18 protein-coding genes are annotated in these 19405 nt (G+C 42.1%); 2 read left to right on the forward strand and 16 right to left on the reverse strand.

The window, feature by feature from the left end:
* Positions 1-220: 220 nt before the first annotated feature.
* The 9 genes from GT575_RS10435 to pflB all read right to left on the reverse strand — a co-directional run bounded on the left by GT575_RS10435 (position 221) and on the right by pflB (position 11225).
* Positions 221-673, reverse strand: coding sequence for a GNAT family N-acetyltransferase (locus tag GT575_RS10435; RefSeq protein ID WP_015535041.1), 453 nt, complete (start codon positions 671-673; stop codon positions 221-223).
* A 70-nt stretch (positions 674-743) separates the two neighbouring features.
* Complete coding sequence (locus GT575_RS10440; RefSeq protein WP_055272822.1) at positions 744-1139, reverse strand: C-GCAxxG-C-C family protein; 396 nt, start codon at positions 1137-1139, stop codon at positions 744-746.
* A 260-nt stretch (positions 1140-1399) separates the two neighbouring features.
* Positions 1400-3490, reverse strand: coding sequence for an ABC transporter permease (locus GT575_RS10445; protein WP_161171957.1), 2091 nt, complete (start codon positions 3488-3490; stop codon positions 1400-1402).
* On the reverse strand, positions 3477-4244 hold the full coding sequence (locus GT575_RS10450) for an ABC transporter ATP-binding protein (RefSeq protein ID WP_055144940.1): 768 nt from the start codon (positions 4242-4244) through the stop codon (positions 3477-3479). The genes GT575_RS10445 and GT575_RS10450 overlap by 14 nt, the downstream gene beginning before the upstream one ends.
* A gap of 175 nt (positions 4245-4419) precedes the next feature.
* A complete protein-coding gene (locus GT575_RS10455) occupies positions 4420-5436 on the reverse strand; it encodes a sensor histidine kinase (protein WP_161171958.1) in 1017 nt (338 codons plus the stop codon).
* Between the two features lie 58 nt (positions 5437-5494).
* The gene (locus tag GT575_RS10460) at positions 5495-6157 is read right to left on the reverse strand and encodes a response regulator transcription factor (protein ID WP_022216340.1); all 663 of its coding nucleotides are present in this window, start codon (positions 6155-6157) and stop codon (positions 5495-5497) included.
* A gap of 235 nt (positions 6158-6392) precedes the next feature.
* Complete coding sequence (locus tag GT575_RS10465; RefSeq protein ID WP_161171959.1) at positions 6393-7610, reverse strand: 2-hydroxyacyl-CoA dehydratase; 1218 nt, start codon at positions 7608-7610, stop codon at positions 6393-6395.
* A gap of 285 nt (positions 7611-7895) precedes the next feature.
* Positions 7896-8738: a radical SAM protein gene (locus tag GT575_RS10470; RefSeq protein ID WP_015535046.1), complete on the reverse strand. Its 843-nt coding sequence runs from the start codon at positions 8736-8738 to the stop codon at positions 7896-7898.
* 210 nt (positions 8739-8948) lie between these two features.
* A complete protein-coding gene (gene pflB, locus GT575_RS10475) occupies positions 8949-11225 on the reverse strand; it encodes a formate C-acetyltransferase (RefSeq protein WP_022216338.1) in 2277 nt (758 codons plus the stop codon).
* A 402-nt stretch (positions 11226-11627) separates the two neighbouring features.
* On the opposite strand from pflB, the gene GT575_RS10480 reads away from it, so the two are divergent.
* Entirely contained in the window at positions 11628-12323 is a 696-nt protein-coding gene (locus GT575_RS10480) for a Crp/Fnr family transcriptional regulator (protein WP_004854105.1), read from the forward strand.
* A 98-nt stretch (positions 12324-12421) separates the two neighbouring features.
* Here the strand turns inward: GT575_RS10480 and ftsH are convergent, their stop codons facing one another.
* From ftsH to GT575_RS10505, 5 genes are all read right to left on the reverse strand, one after another.
* A complete protein-coding gene (gene ftsH / locus GT575_RS10485) occupies positions 12422-14242 on the reverse strand; it encodes an ATP-dependent zinc metalloprotease FtsH (protein ID WP_015535048.1) in 1821 nt (606 codons plus the stop codon).
* 274 nt (positions 14243-14516) lie between these two features.
* On the reverse strand, positions 14517-15362 hold the full coding sequence (locus GT575_RS10490; protein WP_055222759.1) for a TIGR02452 family protein: 846 nt from the start codon (positions 15360-15362) through the stop codon (positions 14517-14519).
* A 167-nt stretch (positions 15363-15529) separates the two neighbouring features.
* The gene (locus GT575_RS10495) at positions 15530-16486 is read right to left on the reverse strand and encodes a hypothetical protein (protein WP_161171960.1); all 957 of its coding nucleotides are present in this window, start codon (positions 16484-16486) and stop codon (positions 15530-15532) included.
* Between the two features lie 16 nt (positions 16487-16502).
* On the reverse strand, positions 16503-16724 hold the full coding sequence (locus GT575_RS10500) for a helix-turn-helix domain-containing protein (protein ID WP_055222763.1): 222 nt from the start codon (positions 16722-16724) through the stop codon (positions 16503-16505).
* Between the two features lie 21 nt (positions 16725-16745).
* Positions 16746-17600, reverse strand: a complete 855-nt coding sequence (locus GT575_RS10505; RefSeq protein WP_161171961.1) for a hypothetical protein — start codon at positions 17598-17600, stop codon at positions 16746-16748.
* A 126-nt stretch (positions 17601-17726) separates the two neighbouring features.
* On the opposite strand from GT575_RS10505, the gene GT575_RS15330 reads away from it, so the two are divergent.
* Complete coding sequence (locus GT575_RS15330) at positions 17727-17852, forward strand: hypothetical protein (protein ID WP_270227155.1); 126 nt, start codon at positions 17727-17729, stop codon at positions 17850-17852.
* Between the two features lie 123 nt (positions 17853-17975).
* Here the strand turns inward: GT575_RS15330 and GT575_RS10510 are convergent, their stop codons facing one another.
* The gene (locus tag GT575_RS10510) at positions 17976-18533 is read right to left on the reverse strand and encodes an HD domain-containing protein (protein WP_161171962.1); all 558 of its coding nucleotides are present in this window, start codon (positions 18531-18533) and stop codon (positions 17976-17978) included.
* 75 nt (positions 18534-18608) lie between these two features.
* Complete coding sequence (locus GT575_RS10515) at positions 18609-19376, reverse strand: alpha/beta fold hydrolase (protein WP_161171963.1); 768 nt, start codon at positions 19374-19376, stop codon at positions 18609-18611.
* Positions 19377-19405 lie beyond the last annotated feature (29 nt).

The raw sequence follows: 19405 nt of genomic DNA on the forward strand, positions 1-19405 counted from the left end.
ATATAAGTTCATCATATTAAAACTCCTTTATAATAAATATTACATTTGTAATATTTATTATAAAGGAGTTTATTGCTGTGTCAATACTAATTACTTATAACTTCGCCATAAGATAAGTAACTCCGGCAGCACTGAAACATTCGCTCCGATCCAGACGTTATCTCCCACTGTGATAGGCAGGGCGATCTCAAAATGTAACTTTGCTCTATCATCATATATACTACAGCTTATACTGCATGAAATTACCATTATGAACAAATCCGAAATCCGTATACAATTTAACACCCATGTCAGATGCCGTGATCTGTATCGTTCCACATCCATAATCCCTTGCATCATTTACAACACGGGATAACAGTTCCTTTGCAATGCCCTTTCTTCTATAATTAGGGTTGGTAAACATACTGGAGAGCAACCCAATTCTTCCACTTGGGCATCCAAAATATGGCGGTTTCTCCACAAATGACATACCGCTTGTCCCTATAATATCATCCCCGTCAAAAGCCAGCCATGATACAAATGTTCCGTCTGCCATATGGCGGGTATAATAATCCTTAAGCGCTGGCACCAGGTCTATCTCTTCTTTTGCGCCCTCTTCCCTGAGCTGATTTATTCTCATATTTATAAATGTATCAAGTTCATTTTCTGTAAGTCTTCTGTAGTCTATTTTCATTTACTTGCATCCTCCATTCCAGAATCCCTTTTTCCTCCAGGATAGGTAAACACGTTGTTCTTGTTACATTTTATTCACTCTTCACCAGTTCATCTATCAGCTCTATAGCCTCCCTGATCATGCCGTCACAGTGCACTTTCTTGATTCCGCCATTTTGGGCATTTGCCTTTAACAGATCAGCACAATCGGTCATGCCGTTGTGGTTATCTGCTATCCTGCGCCTGAACTGATTTATCACGTATGGATTCTCAACGCCCAAAGCGCCAAGTACCATAAGTCCTCCTGTGATCGCACCGCAGGTTGAACCACATTTCATGCCACCACCGAAATTAGCACTGAGCTTTGCCGCCATATCTCCTGTTATTCCGAGCTCATCCGCGTAAGCCCGCAGAATGGTCTGCGCACAGTTATTGACCATCGGTGTCTCGTTTCTTATCTCCATAGCTTTTTCTACATGTTTGTTCATTATGACTTCCTCCAATCCATATACAAATAATCATTTGTTAACCATCAAAATTACTTTTTATGTATCCCTTTGAGGAATTTCCCCATTACAACTCTATATAAAAAATGGCGGGGAGTCTCCCCGCCTAATTAGGTTGGACCTGGGTCTTACGACCAGCCCAGACAATGTGACATGTCACATTTATATCGTATGTTGATGATAACATAATTATGTTATTCATTCAATAAAAAGTGCAATTATTTTCAATAATAGTTATATCCTCACTCACTGATAATCTTCCTGCTGCACAGATACGTTATAAGGAAATATCCGCCATATATGATTACCACGATGGCAGCCGTGATTCCGATAGCACCTGCTATATCATACGCTCCCATAGTGTCAAGAATCTTCGTGCTGACCATCATTCCAAATACCGAATGGACTATGGCGAGAGCAAGTGGGAATACGAAGAATAGTCCCATCTGCGAGAAAAGAGCCTTGTTGATCATGTGCTGATCCACGCCAAGCTTTCTGAGCATCTTATATCTCTCTATGTTGTCTGTGCTCTCTGAGAGCTCTTTGAGTGCGAGGATGGCTGCACCGGATATGAGGAATATGAGTCCGATATACATTCCTATAAAGGATGCGATGGCTCCGGCTCCCACGCTGGCTGCCTTAACACTATCCTTAGTGTTTACTGTGATAAGTCCGCAGATCACATCCTTATTCGATACCTTCTTGATAATCGTATCACTATCCTGTATGGCATCTCTGTCCTGATCGGCATACTTTCCGATGAAGTACTCCCTGGCAAACTGTACACCTTCAACAGCTGAATCAGGCACAATAAACACACCTGTGTTGATCGGCTGTGTCGCGAGCTCTATATCACCATCTATACAATATGTGATAACCGGCTTAAGCGTCTTGCCATATACCTCTATCTCTTTTCCCTCCTGAAGTCTCTCGTCACGGAGCTCCACGAACATTCTATAATTTGCCAGTATTGCATACTCGTCATCGGCAAGCTGGATCTCAGCTTTGTCATAAATCTTTGCCACCTTGTTGTAGTCAGACTGTGATATGATCTCCTCCGTTCCATCAAATCCAGACCAGGCAGCTGCATCTATCCCAAAAGAATCCATGAGAGCCTCATCTCCCAGATAGTTTCTGATTGTAAGTGCAGGACATGTATATGTGTGTACGTCAACGTAATCTGAGAAGTATGATCCAAGATCCACATTATTTTCACTATATACATCTTCTATGCTCTTTCCATCAGTCACCTCAAGTTTCTTCAAAAGATCATTTGTCTCGCTGTCATTACCCATCTCGTCCTCGTCATAATAGATTGAATCACTGCTCTGGGTTTTCGATATACTCACATCCGCTCTTGCGTACTTTGCAATGCCCTCATTTAAGGAATTCTTCACTGCAAGCGCTGATGAAAGCGCACATATTGTCACAAAAAGCATCAGACAGATGACTGATATTGAAAGTACATTTGTGTTGACACGGCTGCTCATCTGTCTGACGACAAATGTATTGAGTCCCTTATAGTACACATTCTTCATGGATGACACGATCCTGAAGAGCATTCCGGATACCGACCAGAAGAAGAGCACCGTTGCAACGCATCCGACCACGATCAACTTGTAGAGATCGTTCATGTACATATCATTTATATCGGTAATCACCGCATGATAAGCATATCCAAGTGATACAACTGATATCAGGAACACGATAACTGATACCCACGGATTCTTGATCTTGACATTCTCAGATTTTCTTCCATTCTGGAAAAGGTCGATGAGCTTACATTTGCTGATGATAAATGTGTTGAAAATTATAACCACCACATATATGATTGCAAAATACAGACAGGTCTTGGCAAATGCGCTGCCGGAGAATACAAAGCTGTATGATGACATATCTGCATCGAACATGTTTGCAACAAGTACACTTGTGAGCTGTGAGATTCCTATTCCGGCAAGAAGTCCTACCACAAGTGATACAAGTCCGATGATAAGTGTCTCGATGAAAAGCATTGTGGACACCTTGCGTTTTCCCATTCCAAGGATGAGGTACAGACCAAATTCTTTGTTACGCCTCTTCATCAGAAAACGGCTTGCATATATGATGAGGAATCCGAGCACAAATGCGATGAACACGCTGACGCCCGCGATTATCTTGCTCATGAGCTGCACGACCTGTCTTGTGTCAGCCGATATCCGGAGCATGGCGGTCTGCGTCTCTATGGCATTGAACACATAGAAGATTGCAACACCAAGTACCAGAGTGAAGAAATATATGGCATAGTCCTTTATACTCTTCTTCATATTTGATACGGAAAGCTTAAAGAGCGTCATTCAGATCACCTCCAAGCAGTGTCACGACATCTATGATCTTATTGAAAAATTCTTTTCTTGTATCTCCTCCTCTTCTGAGCTCGTGGAACACCTTGCCATCCTTGATGAAAAGTATCCTGCCTGCATAGCTGGCTGTAAATGAATCGTGTGTTACCATGAGTATCGTTGTCATGAGATCCTCATTCAGATGCTTAAGTCTCTCAAGCAACAGCTTTGCCGACTTGGAATCGAGTGCTCCCGTAGGCTCATCTGCAAGCACAAGCTTTGGATCAGTGATGATTGCTCTCGCAGATGCTACTCTCTGTTTCTGACCGCCCGACATCTGATACGGATACTTCTTCAGAACACTCTCGATCTCAAGCTCCTTTGCAACAGCTCTGACCTTCGCATCTATCTGTTTTGCAGGCACATTCTGTATTGAAAGTGCCAGTGCGACATTCTCATACGCCGTGAGTGTGTCAAGAAGGTTGAAATCCTGAAATATAAATCCAAGCTCCTCTCTTCTGAACTCGTTAAGCTTGTTGCCCTTGAGTGTTGTGATATCCTTGCCGCCCACATAGATGTGTCCGCTGCTAACCTTATCTATAGTTGAAACGCAGTTAAGCAGTGTCGTCTTACCGCTTCCCGATGCGCCCATGATAGCTACGAACTCTCCTGCCTCCACATCGAATGATATTCCATCTATGGCCTTTGTCATATTGGATTTGTTTCCATAATACTTCTCAATGTTGTCAATCTTTAATATTGTTTCCATTGAAATGCCTCCTCAAATGTTTGTTTATTACTGCTCTCACCATTGAACATATTTGCAGTTTACACATTTTGAAAGCAATTGTCCTTTTTCCATTATTACCTAACATTACAATTCTGTAACCTTGGGGGCGCTCACCAGATCTGGTATCCCACTATCGAAAAACGCAATTTTTATATCATCCAATCTTGTATATATCATTATGTCCAAATACTATACTCACATCTGTGTATTCATCCACCTTTGACGCTATATTCAGCTTATGTCCCAGCTGCCTGCACAGATTGTCTATTATATAAAGGCCCATACCTGTGGATTTCGCATGTTTCCGCCCATTTTCCCCGGTAAATGATTTCTTGCACACAAGTGGAATATCAGACTGTGGTATACCTATTCCATTGTCCTTTATGTGCAGAGCCTTGCCGTCACCCACCGGTTCAACCCAGATCTCTATAGTCTTTTCCTGCCCTCGGTCTATATACTTGATGCTGTTGCTCACGATCTGATTTACCATAAACTCAAGCCATTTTGAATCCGTCACAACACATTCATCCACATCATGAACATTCAGCGATATGTCACCATCAAGCAGCATATCCTTGTTCTTCACAGCCACCCTTCCGATGACACTCTTAAGATTTGTCTCAGCAAATCTGTAATCTGCCGATGCATGCTCTGCCCTCACATAGTAGAGAACCTGATCTGCATACGCGTCAAGCCTTGCGACCTGATCCGCATATTTTCTCGGGATCACATCCCTGTTGTTGTGGCACATGAGCACCAGACTGGCTATCGGAAGCTTTATCTCGTGAACCCAGATCTCTATAAAATCCTTGAAATTCTCCACGCTGTCCCTGTACTTTCTCACATTCTCAGTCATGGACTTGTTGATGTCGTACATAGCTGAATACACCAGCTTTCCCTCGTAGAAGTCAGGCTCGTCCAAAGTGTCAAGTATGAGGTACTTCTGATCCAGTTCATCCAGATGTCCAACCAGACTGTTGTAGAACTTATATTTTCTCAGATAATCGAAAGCGATAACCGATACGACAAATATCACAGCCACGATGACGAACATAATTCTCATCTGTAACTGTGAGTGAAATGCCATCATGAGCAGATATGTGAATATCACAAATCCCGCATATCCCGCAATTATTCCAAGTTTATCCTTTATATACAAGCCAAATTTCATTTTACAAAATTACTCCAATCTTTTGTCGCTGTAAATGATATATAACCCCACTTACCTGTCATACAAGTCGGTATCCCTGCTTCTTCCTGGTCTCTATGGCATCATCATATCCAAGATCCGCCAGTTTCCCCCTGAGCCTGCTTATATTTACTGTGAGCGCATTGTCATTTACAAACTCGTCATTGTCCCATAGGTCTGTCATGATCTCATCCCTCGACACTATCTTTTCCCTGTTGGCAAGCAGCAGCTGGAATATGATCATCTCATTCTTGGTGAGAACCATCTCCTGATCACCTTTGCTGATAGTCCCCTTGCTGAAGTTGACCTCCGCATCTCTGTATGATGCCGTATTCTGGCTGCCCTCCATGCGCTTGAGCACCGCCGCTATCCTAAGCAGAAGTATCGTTGGATTGTATGGCTTTGTTATATAATCATCCGCGCCATAACTCATGGACAGCACCTCATCCATCTCGGAAGTCCTGCTTGTGACCATGATGATAGGCACATCAGATTCCTTTCTTATCTCCTTCACAAGGTTTCTGCCGTTAATCCCCGGAATATTGATATCCATGAGCACCAGATTCGGTGCCGCTTTCAATATATCGTCCTTTGTATTGTCAAAGTTCTTAAGACTCTCAGCCTCATAGCCCTCATTCTCAAGTATCTGCACAAGCTCCTGACAGATACTCTCGTCATCTTCAACAACAAATATCTTTTTCATCTTTATTTCTCCATTTTCTATTTTCCATTTAGGCAATTACGAAACCCTTAATCTATTCAACATGCAAGAAGATGTTTAGCATTACCAAATCAGGGGAATACGAAGTCGCCGGTACTTAGATGGCACGTTAGTGACATCTTTAGTACCGTTGCAGACTGAGTTAAGCGAGAGCGACCCCTGATTGGTATGCTAAAACATCTCTTGCACATTCAGCGTATTTAAGTTTCGCAATTGCCTATTTTCCCATTTTAAGTGGCATGTCCACCAGCATCCTCGCCCTGTTGTAGACATTCAGCTTTGAACCACTGGAATCCACATCACAGCTCACTATCATGCCCTGCGGCAGCTTCTTCTGAAGTGAAGGGTACAAACCTCTTCCACATGTGTGATTAGGCATACAGCCGAATGGCTGAACCGCCAGAACCTTTGGACACTCATGGAGTATGTGTCCCGTTATCTCCGCGCCGATGAGCCAGCCATCTCCTGTTTTATATCCCCAGCTCACATATCCTTCAGCCTCACGCTTCATCGTGAAGAAATCCTCCATGGTATAGAACCCATATTTTCTAAGCGCCTCTATCATTGCTCTCTGCAGGCTGCCGAAGAACTTCAGCCCCGCCTTGTAAAGAAGAGATTCAAATGTCATATTGTCCGTGAGGTGTGAATCCATATAGTACATGGCATACCAAGAAAGCCCATTTGTATGGCTCTCACATCCATTTGACTCAAGGAACTTTATCATATCCCAGTTGCCCAAGTGACAATATTTTATGTACAGTTCACCAACTATCCCAACACGCTGTTTTCTCTTATCATGCAGCTTTATCCGCGAAAAATCCCTGGCAATCCTGACAAAGTTTCGTTTCATCCTGCCTAGTGTCAGATTCTTTCCCTCTTTCAGATCTCTGGACAGGATATCTATCCACTTCTGCCACATTCTTTGTGACTGTCCCTTTTTCACCTCATTTGGTCTTGTCTGATTGAGGAGCAGCATGAGCATATCTCCGTAGAAGAGTCCGAACAGTGCTCTCCACACCATGAATGGCTGTACACGCATCTGACAGTCCTTCTCCAGCCCCTTAACATTCAGGGATAGTATCTTTACCCTGTCAAATCCTGCCTTTCTCACCGACTCCTTTAACACATGTAAGTAATTGGCTCCCCTGCAGGCATCCCCCGCCGTCGGCATGAGAAGTCTTGTCCGGTTGATGTCATACTTGCCTGACTGCAGTGCATCTATCATCTGCCCGGCATTTAAAACAATCGGATAACACATATCATTGTTCACATATTTAAGACCAACATCCGTGATATGATCCTCATTTGACAGTATGACCGGATGATAATCCTTTGAATAAAAGGCGTATTTTATCAGAGGAAAATGCGCATCCAGCATGGCAGGGATCAGCAGTACATATTTTTCATCCCATGCGTTCTCGTCTATCTTATACATAATTTACTCCCCATATACTTTGCAGTGATATAACGTATTTGTAGCACTTTAATTATATATTATAACTTCTTTTGCATGCACCTAGCCACTGTTTACTAATTAATTATGTTAAACTTATTTTTTGATATAACAAAGACACAGGTACTATATAAAATGTCACACCCGTTACAACGGTTTTAACATCTTATATAGCACCTGTGTCTCAATACAAATATTTTTATACACTGCTACAGCATCGACTGGGAATTGAACTATCGATGATTTTCCCGGTTCTTGTTCTTAAATTTATTCCAGAATACTCTTTGCAAGCTTCTGCTCCTCATCAGTAGGCGGGTCGATTCCCTCAAGCTTATATGGTATTCCAAGTCTCTCCCACTCAGTGATTCCGAGCTTGTGATATGGAAGTACCTCAACTTTATCGACAGTCTTGAGAGTATCTATGAACTCCTTTGTCTTCTTCAGATCATCCTCATCAGTTGTGATGGTTGGTACCAGTACGTGTCTGATCCACATATGCTTACCCTGATCTGACAGATACTGTGCAAGATCAAGTATATTGCTGTTGGAGAATCCTGTGAGATCTCTATGCTTGTCATCATTGATCTGCTTGATATCGAGCAGGAACAGATCTGTGAGGTTCATCAGCTCATTGAACTTGGAGAAGAATGGCTCCTCCCTTGTAAATGGATTGCCGGCTGTATCTATTGTTGTATGAATACCCTCAGCCTTTGCAAGCTTGAAAAACTCGATGAGGAAATCCATCTGAAGCAGCGCCTCACCACCGCTCACTGTTATACCACCGCCGTTTTTCCAATATGGCTTATAGCGGAGCGCCTGCTTTAACAGATCCTCAGGGGTCCTCGCCTCGATCTTGACGCCCTTATCCTTCAGCAGCTTTGTATTCTCTTCTATCTTCTTCTCAAGTTCTTCTCTCTCAGCATCGCTTGTTTCATCTGAGTAAAGCTTACTATAGTCTGTCACAAGATTCCATGTCTCTGGGTTGTGACAATATTTACATCTCATCTTGCAGCCCTGTAAAAAAACTACAAATCTTATGCCTGGACCATCTACTGCTCCAAAGCTCTCTGTCGAATGGACATATCCTAAAACCTGTTTCTTTTCAGACATATTTCACCTCTAAGTTCTTCCTATTCAAATATAACTCTCAATTAATGAAAGTAATTACAAACAAAACTACATGTCTATTATCTCTTATAAAAATGATATAAATACATATTCTTAAAAAAAGTCCCGGAGAGGTTATCCCCGGGACCATGGTTCTTGTTATATCTGACAAAGCATCTATAACTTCACTGAAAATCCAGCGTCAGCTAAGAATTAAAGTGAGTCATGGAATGTTCTGTTGATAACATCGAGCTGCTGCTCACGTGTAAGTGATATGAACTTAACAGCATATCCTGATACACGGATTGTGAAGTTAGCGTACTCTGGCTTATCTGGATTCTCCATAGCATCAAGGAGCTTATCCTTACCAAATACGTTTACGTTCAGATGATGAGCGCCCTGATCGAAGTATCCATCCATTGCGCTTACAAGCTTTGTAGCTCTCTCTTCCTCATCATGTCCAAGTGCTGATGGGTTCATTGTCTGTGTATTTGAGATACCATCCAGTGACCACTCATAAGGAATCTTTGCAACAGAGTTAAGTGATGCAAGAAGTCCTGATGTCTCAGCGCCGTAGCTTGGGTTAGCACCTGGTGCAAATGGTGTCCAAGCACGTCTTCCATCTGGAAGGTTACCTGTGTACTTACCATAAACTACGTTAGATGTGATTGTAAGGATAGATGTTGTAGGCTCTGAATTACGATATGTGTGTCTCTTCTTGATGTCTGTAAGGAACTCATGAAGAAGCCATACACCGATGTTATCAGCTCTGTCGTCATCGTTACCATACTTAGGGAACTCGCCTTCGATCTCGAAGTCCTCTGCAAGTCCTGTCTCTGCGTTACGGATAACCTTAACCTTAGCGTACTTGATTGCTGACAGTGAGTCGATTACGTGTGAGAATCCAGCGATACCTGTTGCAAATGTACGACGTACATCTGTATCGATAAGTGCCATCTCAGCTGACTCATAGTAGTACTTGTCATGCATGTACTGGATGAGGTTAAGAATATTTACATAAAGTCCTGCTAACCAGTCAAGCATCTTCTTGTACTTAGCAAGTACTTCATCATAGTCAAGGTACTCTGATGTGATAGGTGAGTACTCTGGACCTACCTGCATTGGCTTACCAGTCTTCTTGTCAAGGAACTTCTCATCCTTACCACCATTGATAGCGTAAAGAAGACACTTAGCAAGGTTTGCACGAGCTCCGAAGAACTGCATCTCCTTACCAGTCTGTGTAGCTGATACACAGCAGCAGATTGAGTAATCATCGCCCCAGATTGGCTTCATTACATCATCGTTCTCATACTGGATTGAGCTTGTTCTTACAGAAATCTTAGCAGCATACTTCTTGAATGTATCCTGAAGAGCTGATGAGTAAAGAACTGTAAGGTTTGGCTCTGGAGCTGGTCCCATGTTCTCAAGTGTATGAAGGAATCTGTAATCGTTCTTTGTAACCATTGAACGTCCGTCAACACCGATACCACCAACCTCAAGAGTAGCCCATACAGGATCTCCTGAGAACAGCTCGTTGTATGACTTAATTCTTGCGAACTTAACCATACGAAGCTTCATTGTGAAATGATCGATAAGCTCCTGAGCCTCAGCCTCTGTAAGCTTACCAGCCTTAATATCTCTCTCAATGTAGATATCAAGGAATGTAGATACACGTCCAACTGACATAGCTGCACCGTTCTGAGTCTTGATAGCTGCAAGGTATCCGAAGTATAACCACTGAACAGCCTCTTTAGCGTTTGAAGCTGGCTTTGAAATGTCATATCCGTATGACTGAGCCATAACCTTCATCTCTTTGAGACGCTTAATCTGCTCTGAAAGCTCTTCTCTCTGACGGATGACATCATCAAACATGTTGCCATCGCCACAGTTAGCCTTATCCTCTTCCTTCCAAGCGATAAGCTGATCAATACCGTAAAGAGCAACTCTTCTGTAGTCACCTACGATACGTCCACGACCATATGTGTCAGGAAGTCCTGTTACGATATGTGTATGACGAGCTGCCAGCATCTCTGGTGTGTAAGCATCAAATACTGCCTGGTTGTGTGTCTTGTGATACTCAGTGAAGATCTTGTGGAAGTTCTCGTTTGGAGTATATCCATACATCTGAAGAGCCTCCTCAGCCATCTTGATACCACCATAAGGCATAAATGCTCTCTTAAGTGGCTCATCTGTCTGAAGACCTACAATCTGCTCAAGATCCTTTGTCTCTGGATCAATGTAGCCTGGGCCATAAGATGTGATGCTTGATACAACATCAGCATCCTCCTTTAAAACTCCACCGTTATCTCTCTCAGCCTTCTGAAGTGCCTGAAGCTTATCCCAAAGCTTGTTAGTAGCATCTGTTGGGGCTGCAAGGAAACTCTCGTCTCCATCGTACTGTGTGTAGTTGTTCTGGATGAAGTCTCTTACATTACACTCTTCCTTCCAGAGTCTACCTGTGAATGATTCCCATTCCTGGTTCTGTAACATGATAAAATTTCTCCTTTCAGTGTTTTAATATGTGAAAATGTGACACACTATTTACTTATTATACAGAATAATCTTCTATAATTCAATAATGCTTATCACATTCCTTGCTTTTCATTTGTAAGTATATTATACTTTACTCATAAATTCGGTTGTTATAACCACGTAATGAAGATTTAAACAACTTTTTTTGAAAAAATTTGAGAAAATATATGAATAATATATATTGTGTATGGACAAGGGATAATTTATTACACATATACAATATACTGTGTTTTGAAAAAATATACATCCTATAGCTGAAAGCCTGATCGCACCCCTGCATCATGACACCTTGTCACTATAATATACTACGCTGCAGACTGCTACTCTGCATAGAAATAAATAATAAGATGGAGGTTATGTATGAAACTTAAAATTCCTCAATATCAATTGTCTGAAGTACTCAACATGATGGCATTTAAAGGAATCTCTGAAGCCGATATCAAAACCATGATGGATCTCAGGATCCTGCGCGAACACTATTACAGATACAACTCCACTATATTCAAAGCCGGCGAAATAACCGAGGAGCTTGGAATAGTCATCAAAGGCCGGGTGATTGTTGAGAATGTTGACTACTGGGGCTCCAAAAGTATCCTGAGTTCAGCACTTCCTGGAAAGGTGTTCGGTGAAACATACGCCCTGTCCGGACACAAACTCATGATCGACGCAAGAGCAACAGAGCCTACTATCGTATTCCTGCTCAACGCACAGGATATCATGTCCGGCAAATACAACAGTTATCCGTGGCATCTGCAAATGCTGAAGAATCTTCTTCTCCTATCATCGAGAAGAAGTCTCACACTCTCTCTTCATATCTTCTATATAAAGCCAAAGAAGATACGTGAGCGTGTCAGCTATTATCTCTCAGGACTTGCCAGCTCTCTTGGAACAACTGAGTTCGATATCCCATTTAACAGGGAACAGTTTGCCGACTACCTGAATGTCGACAGAACCGCACTGTCAAAGGAGCTGTCCAACATGCAGAGTGAAGGACTTATAGAGTTCAAAAAGAATCATTTCAAACTGTTGGAGCTTGACCACGAGGAATTGACGTAATACTACTATTCTGAATCCAGTACAAGTCTATCTTATGATTACCGGGTGCGGAATTGTAAAATGCCAGCACCCGGTAACTGAAATTATATCTAAGAGAATCATGAATTCAATATCTTCATAAACTCCTCGCCTGTGATCGTCTCCTTCTGATACAGATAATTGGAAAGCTCATCAAGCTTCGCTCTGTTCTCGAGGATAATGGTTGCCGCCTTCTCATGCTGCTTTCTTATAAGCTCCACAACCTTCTTGTCTATGAGTGTCTGCGTCTCTGCCGAGCACGAAAGTGATGAATCACCGCCAAGGTATTTGTTAGTTTCTACCTCCATGGCTACCATATCAAAATCTTTGCTCATTCCGTATTTGGTGATCATAGCTCTTGCAAGCTTTGTTGCCTGTTCTATATCGTTGGAGGCTCCCGTTGTAATAGATCCAAATACTATCTCCTCTGCAGCTCTTCCGCCTGTGAGTGTCGCTATCTTATTCTCAATCTCTTCCTTGGTCATAAGATAGTGATTACCCTCATCCACCTGCATGGTGTAACCAAGAGCTCCTGATGTTCTCGGAACTATGGTTATCTTCTGGACAGGCGCTGAATCAGTCTGCTTGGCAGCTACAAGCGCATGTCCGATCTCATGGTATGACACGACAAGCTTCTCCTTGTCTGTAAGTATCGCATTCTTTCTCTGGTAACCTGCAATTACGACCTCTATGCTCTCTTCCATATCGGCCTGTGTCACGAAGCCTCTGCCGGCTCTGACAGCCCTGAGCGCCGCCTCATTTACAATATTTGCGAGCTCGGCACCTGATGCACCTGATGCCATTCTGGCTATCTTATTGAAGTCTACATTGTCTCCTATCTTGACCTTCTTGGCGTGAACCTTGAGTATATCCTCACGTCCCTTGAGATCAGGAAGTTCTACAGGTACTCGTCTGTCAAATCTTCCCGGTCTGAGCAGTGCAGGATCAAGCGAATCCGGTCTGTTGGTTGCTGCAAGAATGATGACACCATTGTTGCCTTCGAATCCATCCATCTCGGTGAGGAGCTGGTTAAGTGTCTGCTCTCGCTCATCATTGCCGCCTATCTGTCCATCTCTCTTCTTACCTATGGCATCTATCTCATCGATGAACACTATACATGGAGCCTTTTCCTTTGCCTGCTGGAACAAATCCCTTACCTTTGAAGCACCCATACCTACGAACATCTCAACGAACTCTGAACCGGACATTGAGAAGAAAGGTACATTCGCCTCTCCGGCTACAGCCTTGGCAAGCATGGTCTTACCTGTTCCCGGAGGACCCACAAGAAGAATACCCTTTGGCATGGAAGCGCCGATCTCCTTGTACTTTCCAGGATTGTGAAGATACTCAACTATCTCAGTCAAATTCTCCTTCGCCTCATCCTCTCCGGCGACATCTGTAAACTTTATTCCCTCTGTGGAATTAACATATATCTTCGCATTACTCTTGCCCATTCCAAACATCATGGAATTCTTGCCGCCTCCGGCGTGCTTCATCATCTGATTGGCAAGCATTCTTCCAAGTAATGTGAATATAAGTATAGGCACGATCCAACTGAGTATAAAACTGAGTATCGGTGATGTCTGCTTGATCTCCTGACCTGAGAACTTGGCTCCCGACTTGTAAAGTCGCTCGGTTAAGTTCTCATCACTCACCATAGCAGTCTTATACACCTTCTTGTCATCTTTGCCTGTAAAATAGATGACATTTGACTGTGCCTCAATGTCTACCTCATCGATCTTCTTGTCATCTGTCATGGATATGAACGTACCATAGTCCACCTCCTCTATACTTCTCTCAGCAAACCATGGGACAAATATGAAATTGAGAACCATTATTATGATAAGCACTATCAGATAATAAAATATCAGCGGCTTCTTTGGCTGTTTTACTTCTTTCATATAAAAATCCTCCTTGTGATATTTTTTAGGATATATATGTCTGACACAATACAGAAACGCCATTATCATATATATTATTCTAACCTTATATCACAAGGAGGATTTATTCAATTAATTATTTCTAAAATTTGTATAATTCTTTTAATAATCTTTCACTATTTTCTCATTGACACTAATCCTGTAATCAAGACTCTTGTCATTTCCTGCTCATCTTCTTATATCTACATCGCCGCCCTCATAGCATGATGGTATGCACCATAGGCACAAATTTCATTTACAATGAACTTAATACGCTGTTAAACACCCTGTAATTGAAATCATCATTTGGTCTGCAGTATACAGCAAACTCGATATTCTCAAATGCGTATATATAATCACTTAGAACATTTGCAGCAGCTGATGCCACCGCATGAGGATCGTTGCGGAATGCACCACAGCCAAATGCACCGAGTATCACTGTGTCCGCATGGTTCATAACTGCGCTGTCAAGTATCCTTCTGAGTCTTTTCTCATGAATAATCTGAAGGTCATAATTGCTTACTCCCGCTGCGCTTGCACCATTCTCACAGTTATAAATATTTCCTGGAATTTCCCGTAGATTCGGCGCAGCACATGTGATCACATCCGCTTTATACCAGTCCTTTTGCTCCATGAGTTCCGGCAGATCTGTATCCGTCTTAAACACCACTATACCAGGTGTGTATATAATATCATCATTGTGTATAGGATCTTTTGCCGCTCTGTGAGGAGTATAGAACATTCCCCACATATCAGGAGTGTTCAAACAGAAATACAGATTAGAACATCTGCAGAGACATTCCTCCTGTGCACTCGCTCCATATACAACTCCGCCACCCGGATTTACCGCCGATGCAAAGTTATGCACAGCAACATGCTGTCCCTTATAATATGCCGCTGCCTCATATGTTCTCTTTCTGGATACCACAATCCTGGTCTGTTTCTTATAAATATTAAGATTAAGTCCCGGAATCTTCTCACTTTCTGCAATAAATCGCTGCCCTGACACTGATTTCTTTGTAGCATCTGACAATGCAGCATCCGTCTTGCACATATACTCTGTATTCTGAAATATAATTTTGTTCATCTCTTTGCGATCCATCTGTAATCCTCCTTAATTCTCACTGTCATACATGAAATTATGATAATATGCCCACGCTAAATGTTCTCGTTTTTCAATTTCATTCATTTTCTCTAGTCATAATTTTAAACCACAGGGAACCAATTTACCATATCCCTGTGGTTTAATCTTAAATTAATATTCACCTGTTATTCTATCTCAACTACGCCTGTATCCAGGAAGAATTTGCCAGTGCTCACACTATATTCATACACTGAATCTTCTTTATCCACGAATGAACTATGCATCTTACCAGTCACATCCGCATAGGACACGATCACATACTGCCAGTCACAGTCAAACTTTATTGTATCTGGTATATCCCCAACATCATAGGTTTTGGCGTCCAGCTCTTTGTTATCCTCAGACATAGCTGTAAATGTATACTTTTCTCCTGCTCGTTCAAACTTCCATTCCACGTGTATAGTCATCTCATTTTCATCTCCTGATGAACTTTCACTACCCGAGAACGAAGTCGTCTTATACGACTCTTTTATATCCATTACACCTGAGCCGTTCTCTGCAGTCTGATCCGTGGCCGCACACCCCATTGAGCTGCCACTCGTTATATAATATGTTCCATCTGTTTTCTCATATACCTTATTTAGGATTATTCCCACATCACCATCTGAGTCTGCATAGCTATCCTTATTGTCCAGATCATAGTACACACATCCGTTCACTGTCCGGCTTCTGGTGACACTTCCATCTGCATTCTCATTATACCCAACATTGTTTGTTCCAACACTTATACCATCAGATACCAGAGTCTCGTACATATCTTCCCCCTCGCCTGATCTGGCATAGATCATATAACATCCGTCAACATCAATGTCTTCATCTGTTATCTTAAGTGTACCTGCATCAATATCGATTTCGCACGGAACATCGGTAACTGTCCCAAGCCTTTCTGTTGTTACAAACACTCCAACCAGAAAATCTTTTTCATCAGTTTCAGTCATTTCCTTATCCGCAAGCGAGCAGCCTGAGAGCATACATATTCCAAGTAATCCAATAATACCCACAGCAGCCAGATCACTCTTTCGTATCACTCTATGTGTCTCACCTGATTTCCTGTCTGTTTTCTTACCCCTGATAACTTTCATCACAGCTCCCGCCTCCTTAGTCTTCTTCTATAAGTTCACCATCAAATGTCAATATGTCTCCAACATCGCAGTGCAGGTAATAGCATATCTTGTTGATCGTGGTAAACCGCACACCCTTTGCTTTCCCGCTTCTGAGAACCGACAGATTTGCCTCTGTTATCCCCACTAGTTTGCAAAGTTCCTTCGATGTCATATTATTCTCTTTTAAAACCCTGTCCAGAGTTACTTTGATCGCCATCCCTACACGTCACCTCAAATTCTATATATATGAATCATTTTCTTCTTTTATCGCTTTTGTCTTAGCAAGGTTTCTGACACCCATATACGCAACGACGAGTATTATCAGCTCATATAATGGAAGTGATATCTTGAAATCTGCATTTGAAAGAGTCGTCATGATAAAAAGCTGAAGCACATTCTTCGAGAGTTCCAGAATCACCATGACTGATATTGCACTCTTGCTCGTCTTTGAAAGTCTCTCTGCCATATGGATTGTTTCATCCGAATACTCATTTTCTATTATGCTGTTGCAAAGCCTGTATCCCCTGATCAGAACCCATATGACAAGAGCAGCATTTACAAGCTGGAAAATAAACAGGATCACTGCCCATCCGGCATCACCAGGCATAGCACCGGCATTTGTCCGATTTGTTCTGACAAGCTCCGGCAGTGACACACAGACAATCACAAAAGCTGTGAATACCACTATCACACCTATTATCTTCTTGATGATTTCTACTATCTGAGTGCTATCCGCCTTGTCTATACTCTCCACGATCCTGAGCACAGCATAACATGCCAGCACCGACCATATCACTGAGCTTATTGCAAGATTCAGCATATCTGAAGTTACCAGAGCATTTCCATCTATGACATACCCTGGATTTATCATCATATATATTCCTATGAAAAGCACCGCCGAAAGTCCCAGCAACAGGTAGTCAGCATCAATTTTTCTATTTCTTATACAGAGCACGATGAATCCAGCAAGTGGCATACATCCTATCAGGCAGAACATAAATATTGCAAATGCGTTCTGGCCTCCTCCTGCAAGTGACATATTCCTTAGCCACACCGCAATATACGCAAATATATTTAAAATACCATTAACCATAGCAGCCTCCAATCCAATGTAAAAATTATTGTTTCACGATAATTATCTTACTTGTATAGTACCATAGAATTATCGTTTGTCAATAATTATTATTGTTTTTCGATAATTAATTACAGTTGATACAAAATGTGTCTCCGTATATTCGACTTCATCGCCAGCATGACCGATGACTATTTCATAGATCTGTATGAATACCTTTTCCCAGATGGACCATACAAGGTCGACTATGTCGGATACTTTGACAACATCTGATCATAATTGTCAAAACAAATACCTCCCGGGCTGATCGTTATATTCCATCATCCGCCTAGGAGGTATTATCACATATTTTGTAATAAAAAATAACTTTTCACTATCAATTACTGGCACTATCAACTACTTGCCGGGCTGATCTGACATTTTCTCTATAAGCTTCTTACATTCAGCCTCAAATTCATCTTCCACTTCTCGCCATGGTCTTTCGGCCTCAGCAGGGACTGAACTAAGGTTGTCCGTATTCCTGTACTCCTCGCCTTTCATCAGATTCTTAAGTTCGAAGTTCATCATATCATCATCTATCTGTTTCCACATCGCATTCTCTTCTTCGCTCAGATCAGCAAGTCCAAATCGCTCAAGTATAACGTTCATGATCGAACTCTCTATCTCAAGATAATTGGACAAATGCGCTTTTACCGGTCTGATTATGTCTGATATATACGCCTCGCTGGCATCGTGCAACAGGCAGGCAAGCTGTAACCGCTCTGACCATCCCCTTGCCTTCGCCTCATTCATACAGTTGATGGAGTGCTGTGCCACAGAAAAGAAATAGGACACATGCCCTCCACCGCGGCACGTGAGGCTTAACGCATGCGCTATATCCTGTATTGATATGTCAGCAACTGCCATATTCATCGGATCTATTTTGATTCCCGTATACGTGTTCATCGTTGCCATATCACAGTCTCCTTATCCTTATTTATCAGCATTTTAAGATAGTATATCCTTGTTGTATCATATTCCACTTTTAATTCATTCAAGGTCAAGCAATTCAGAAATAATATCATTGAATTGTCTGCTCTGATCTATGTTGCACACGTGACCGCAATGCTCTATTATTATCAGCTCCGCATCTGTCAGATCAGCTTCCTCCACGATTCCATTTATAAAGCACAGATCACCACGCCCGGAAATATATACATTCTCCTCGTGTAATCTGCTCACGAACTCGTCACAAAGTGAAAAATGCTCAATAAAAATATTCATATACGCCTTAAATTCCTGACTGTTTAATGCCTTGGCACATTTGCAGAACACCTTCCTGCTTGTCTTGCTGACTTTCCATGGCATAAATAACTTTGCCATTATTCTGTAGACAACAGGAAATGGAAGTTTGTCACCTATCTTAGCAAAGACATTGACAGCACGCCTGAGTGGTTTTCCAACCGTGCCAAGCGCACCCACAAGTATTGCTTTATCTATGTAACTTCCGCATCTCATCTCCATATATTTGATAAATATAGTTCCAAGTGATACGCCCATAAAAACAGCTCGCTGTATCCCCCGCTCATCAAGCACCTGTGTTATCTCACCCACGACAACATCCAGCGTACTTCCCATCTTGGACAATTTTAGTTCACTGTCTCCATGACTTGGCAAAGTTATCGCCAGAACATTAAACTTCTTCTGAAGCAAGGGAATCTGATTCTTCCATACCCTGTTGTTTCCTCCAAATCCATGAAGCAGAACTATATATCTATCGGTATCACATGAGCTTTCAAAAACTTCATAATGTAACAATATCCTTGCATCCCCTTGATCATTTGTAT

The organism is Coprococcus sp. BIOML-A2 (assembly GCF_009875795.1).
GTDB classification, from domain to species: Bacteria; Bacillota; Clostridia; order Lachnospirales; family Lachnospiraceae; genus Coprococcus; species Coprococcus aceti.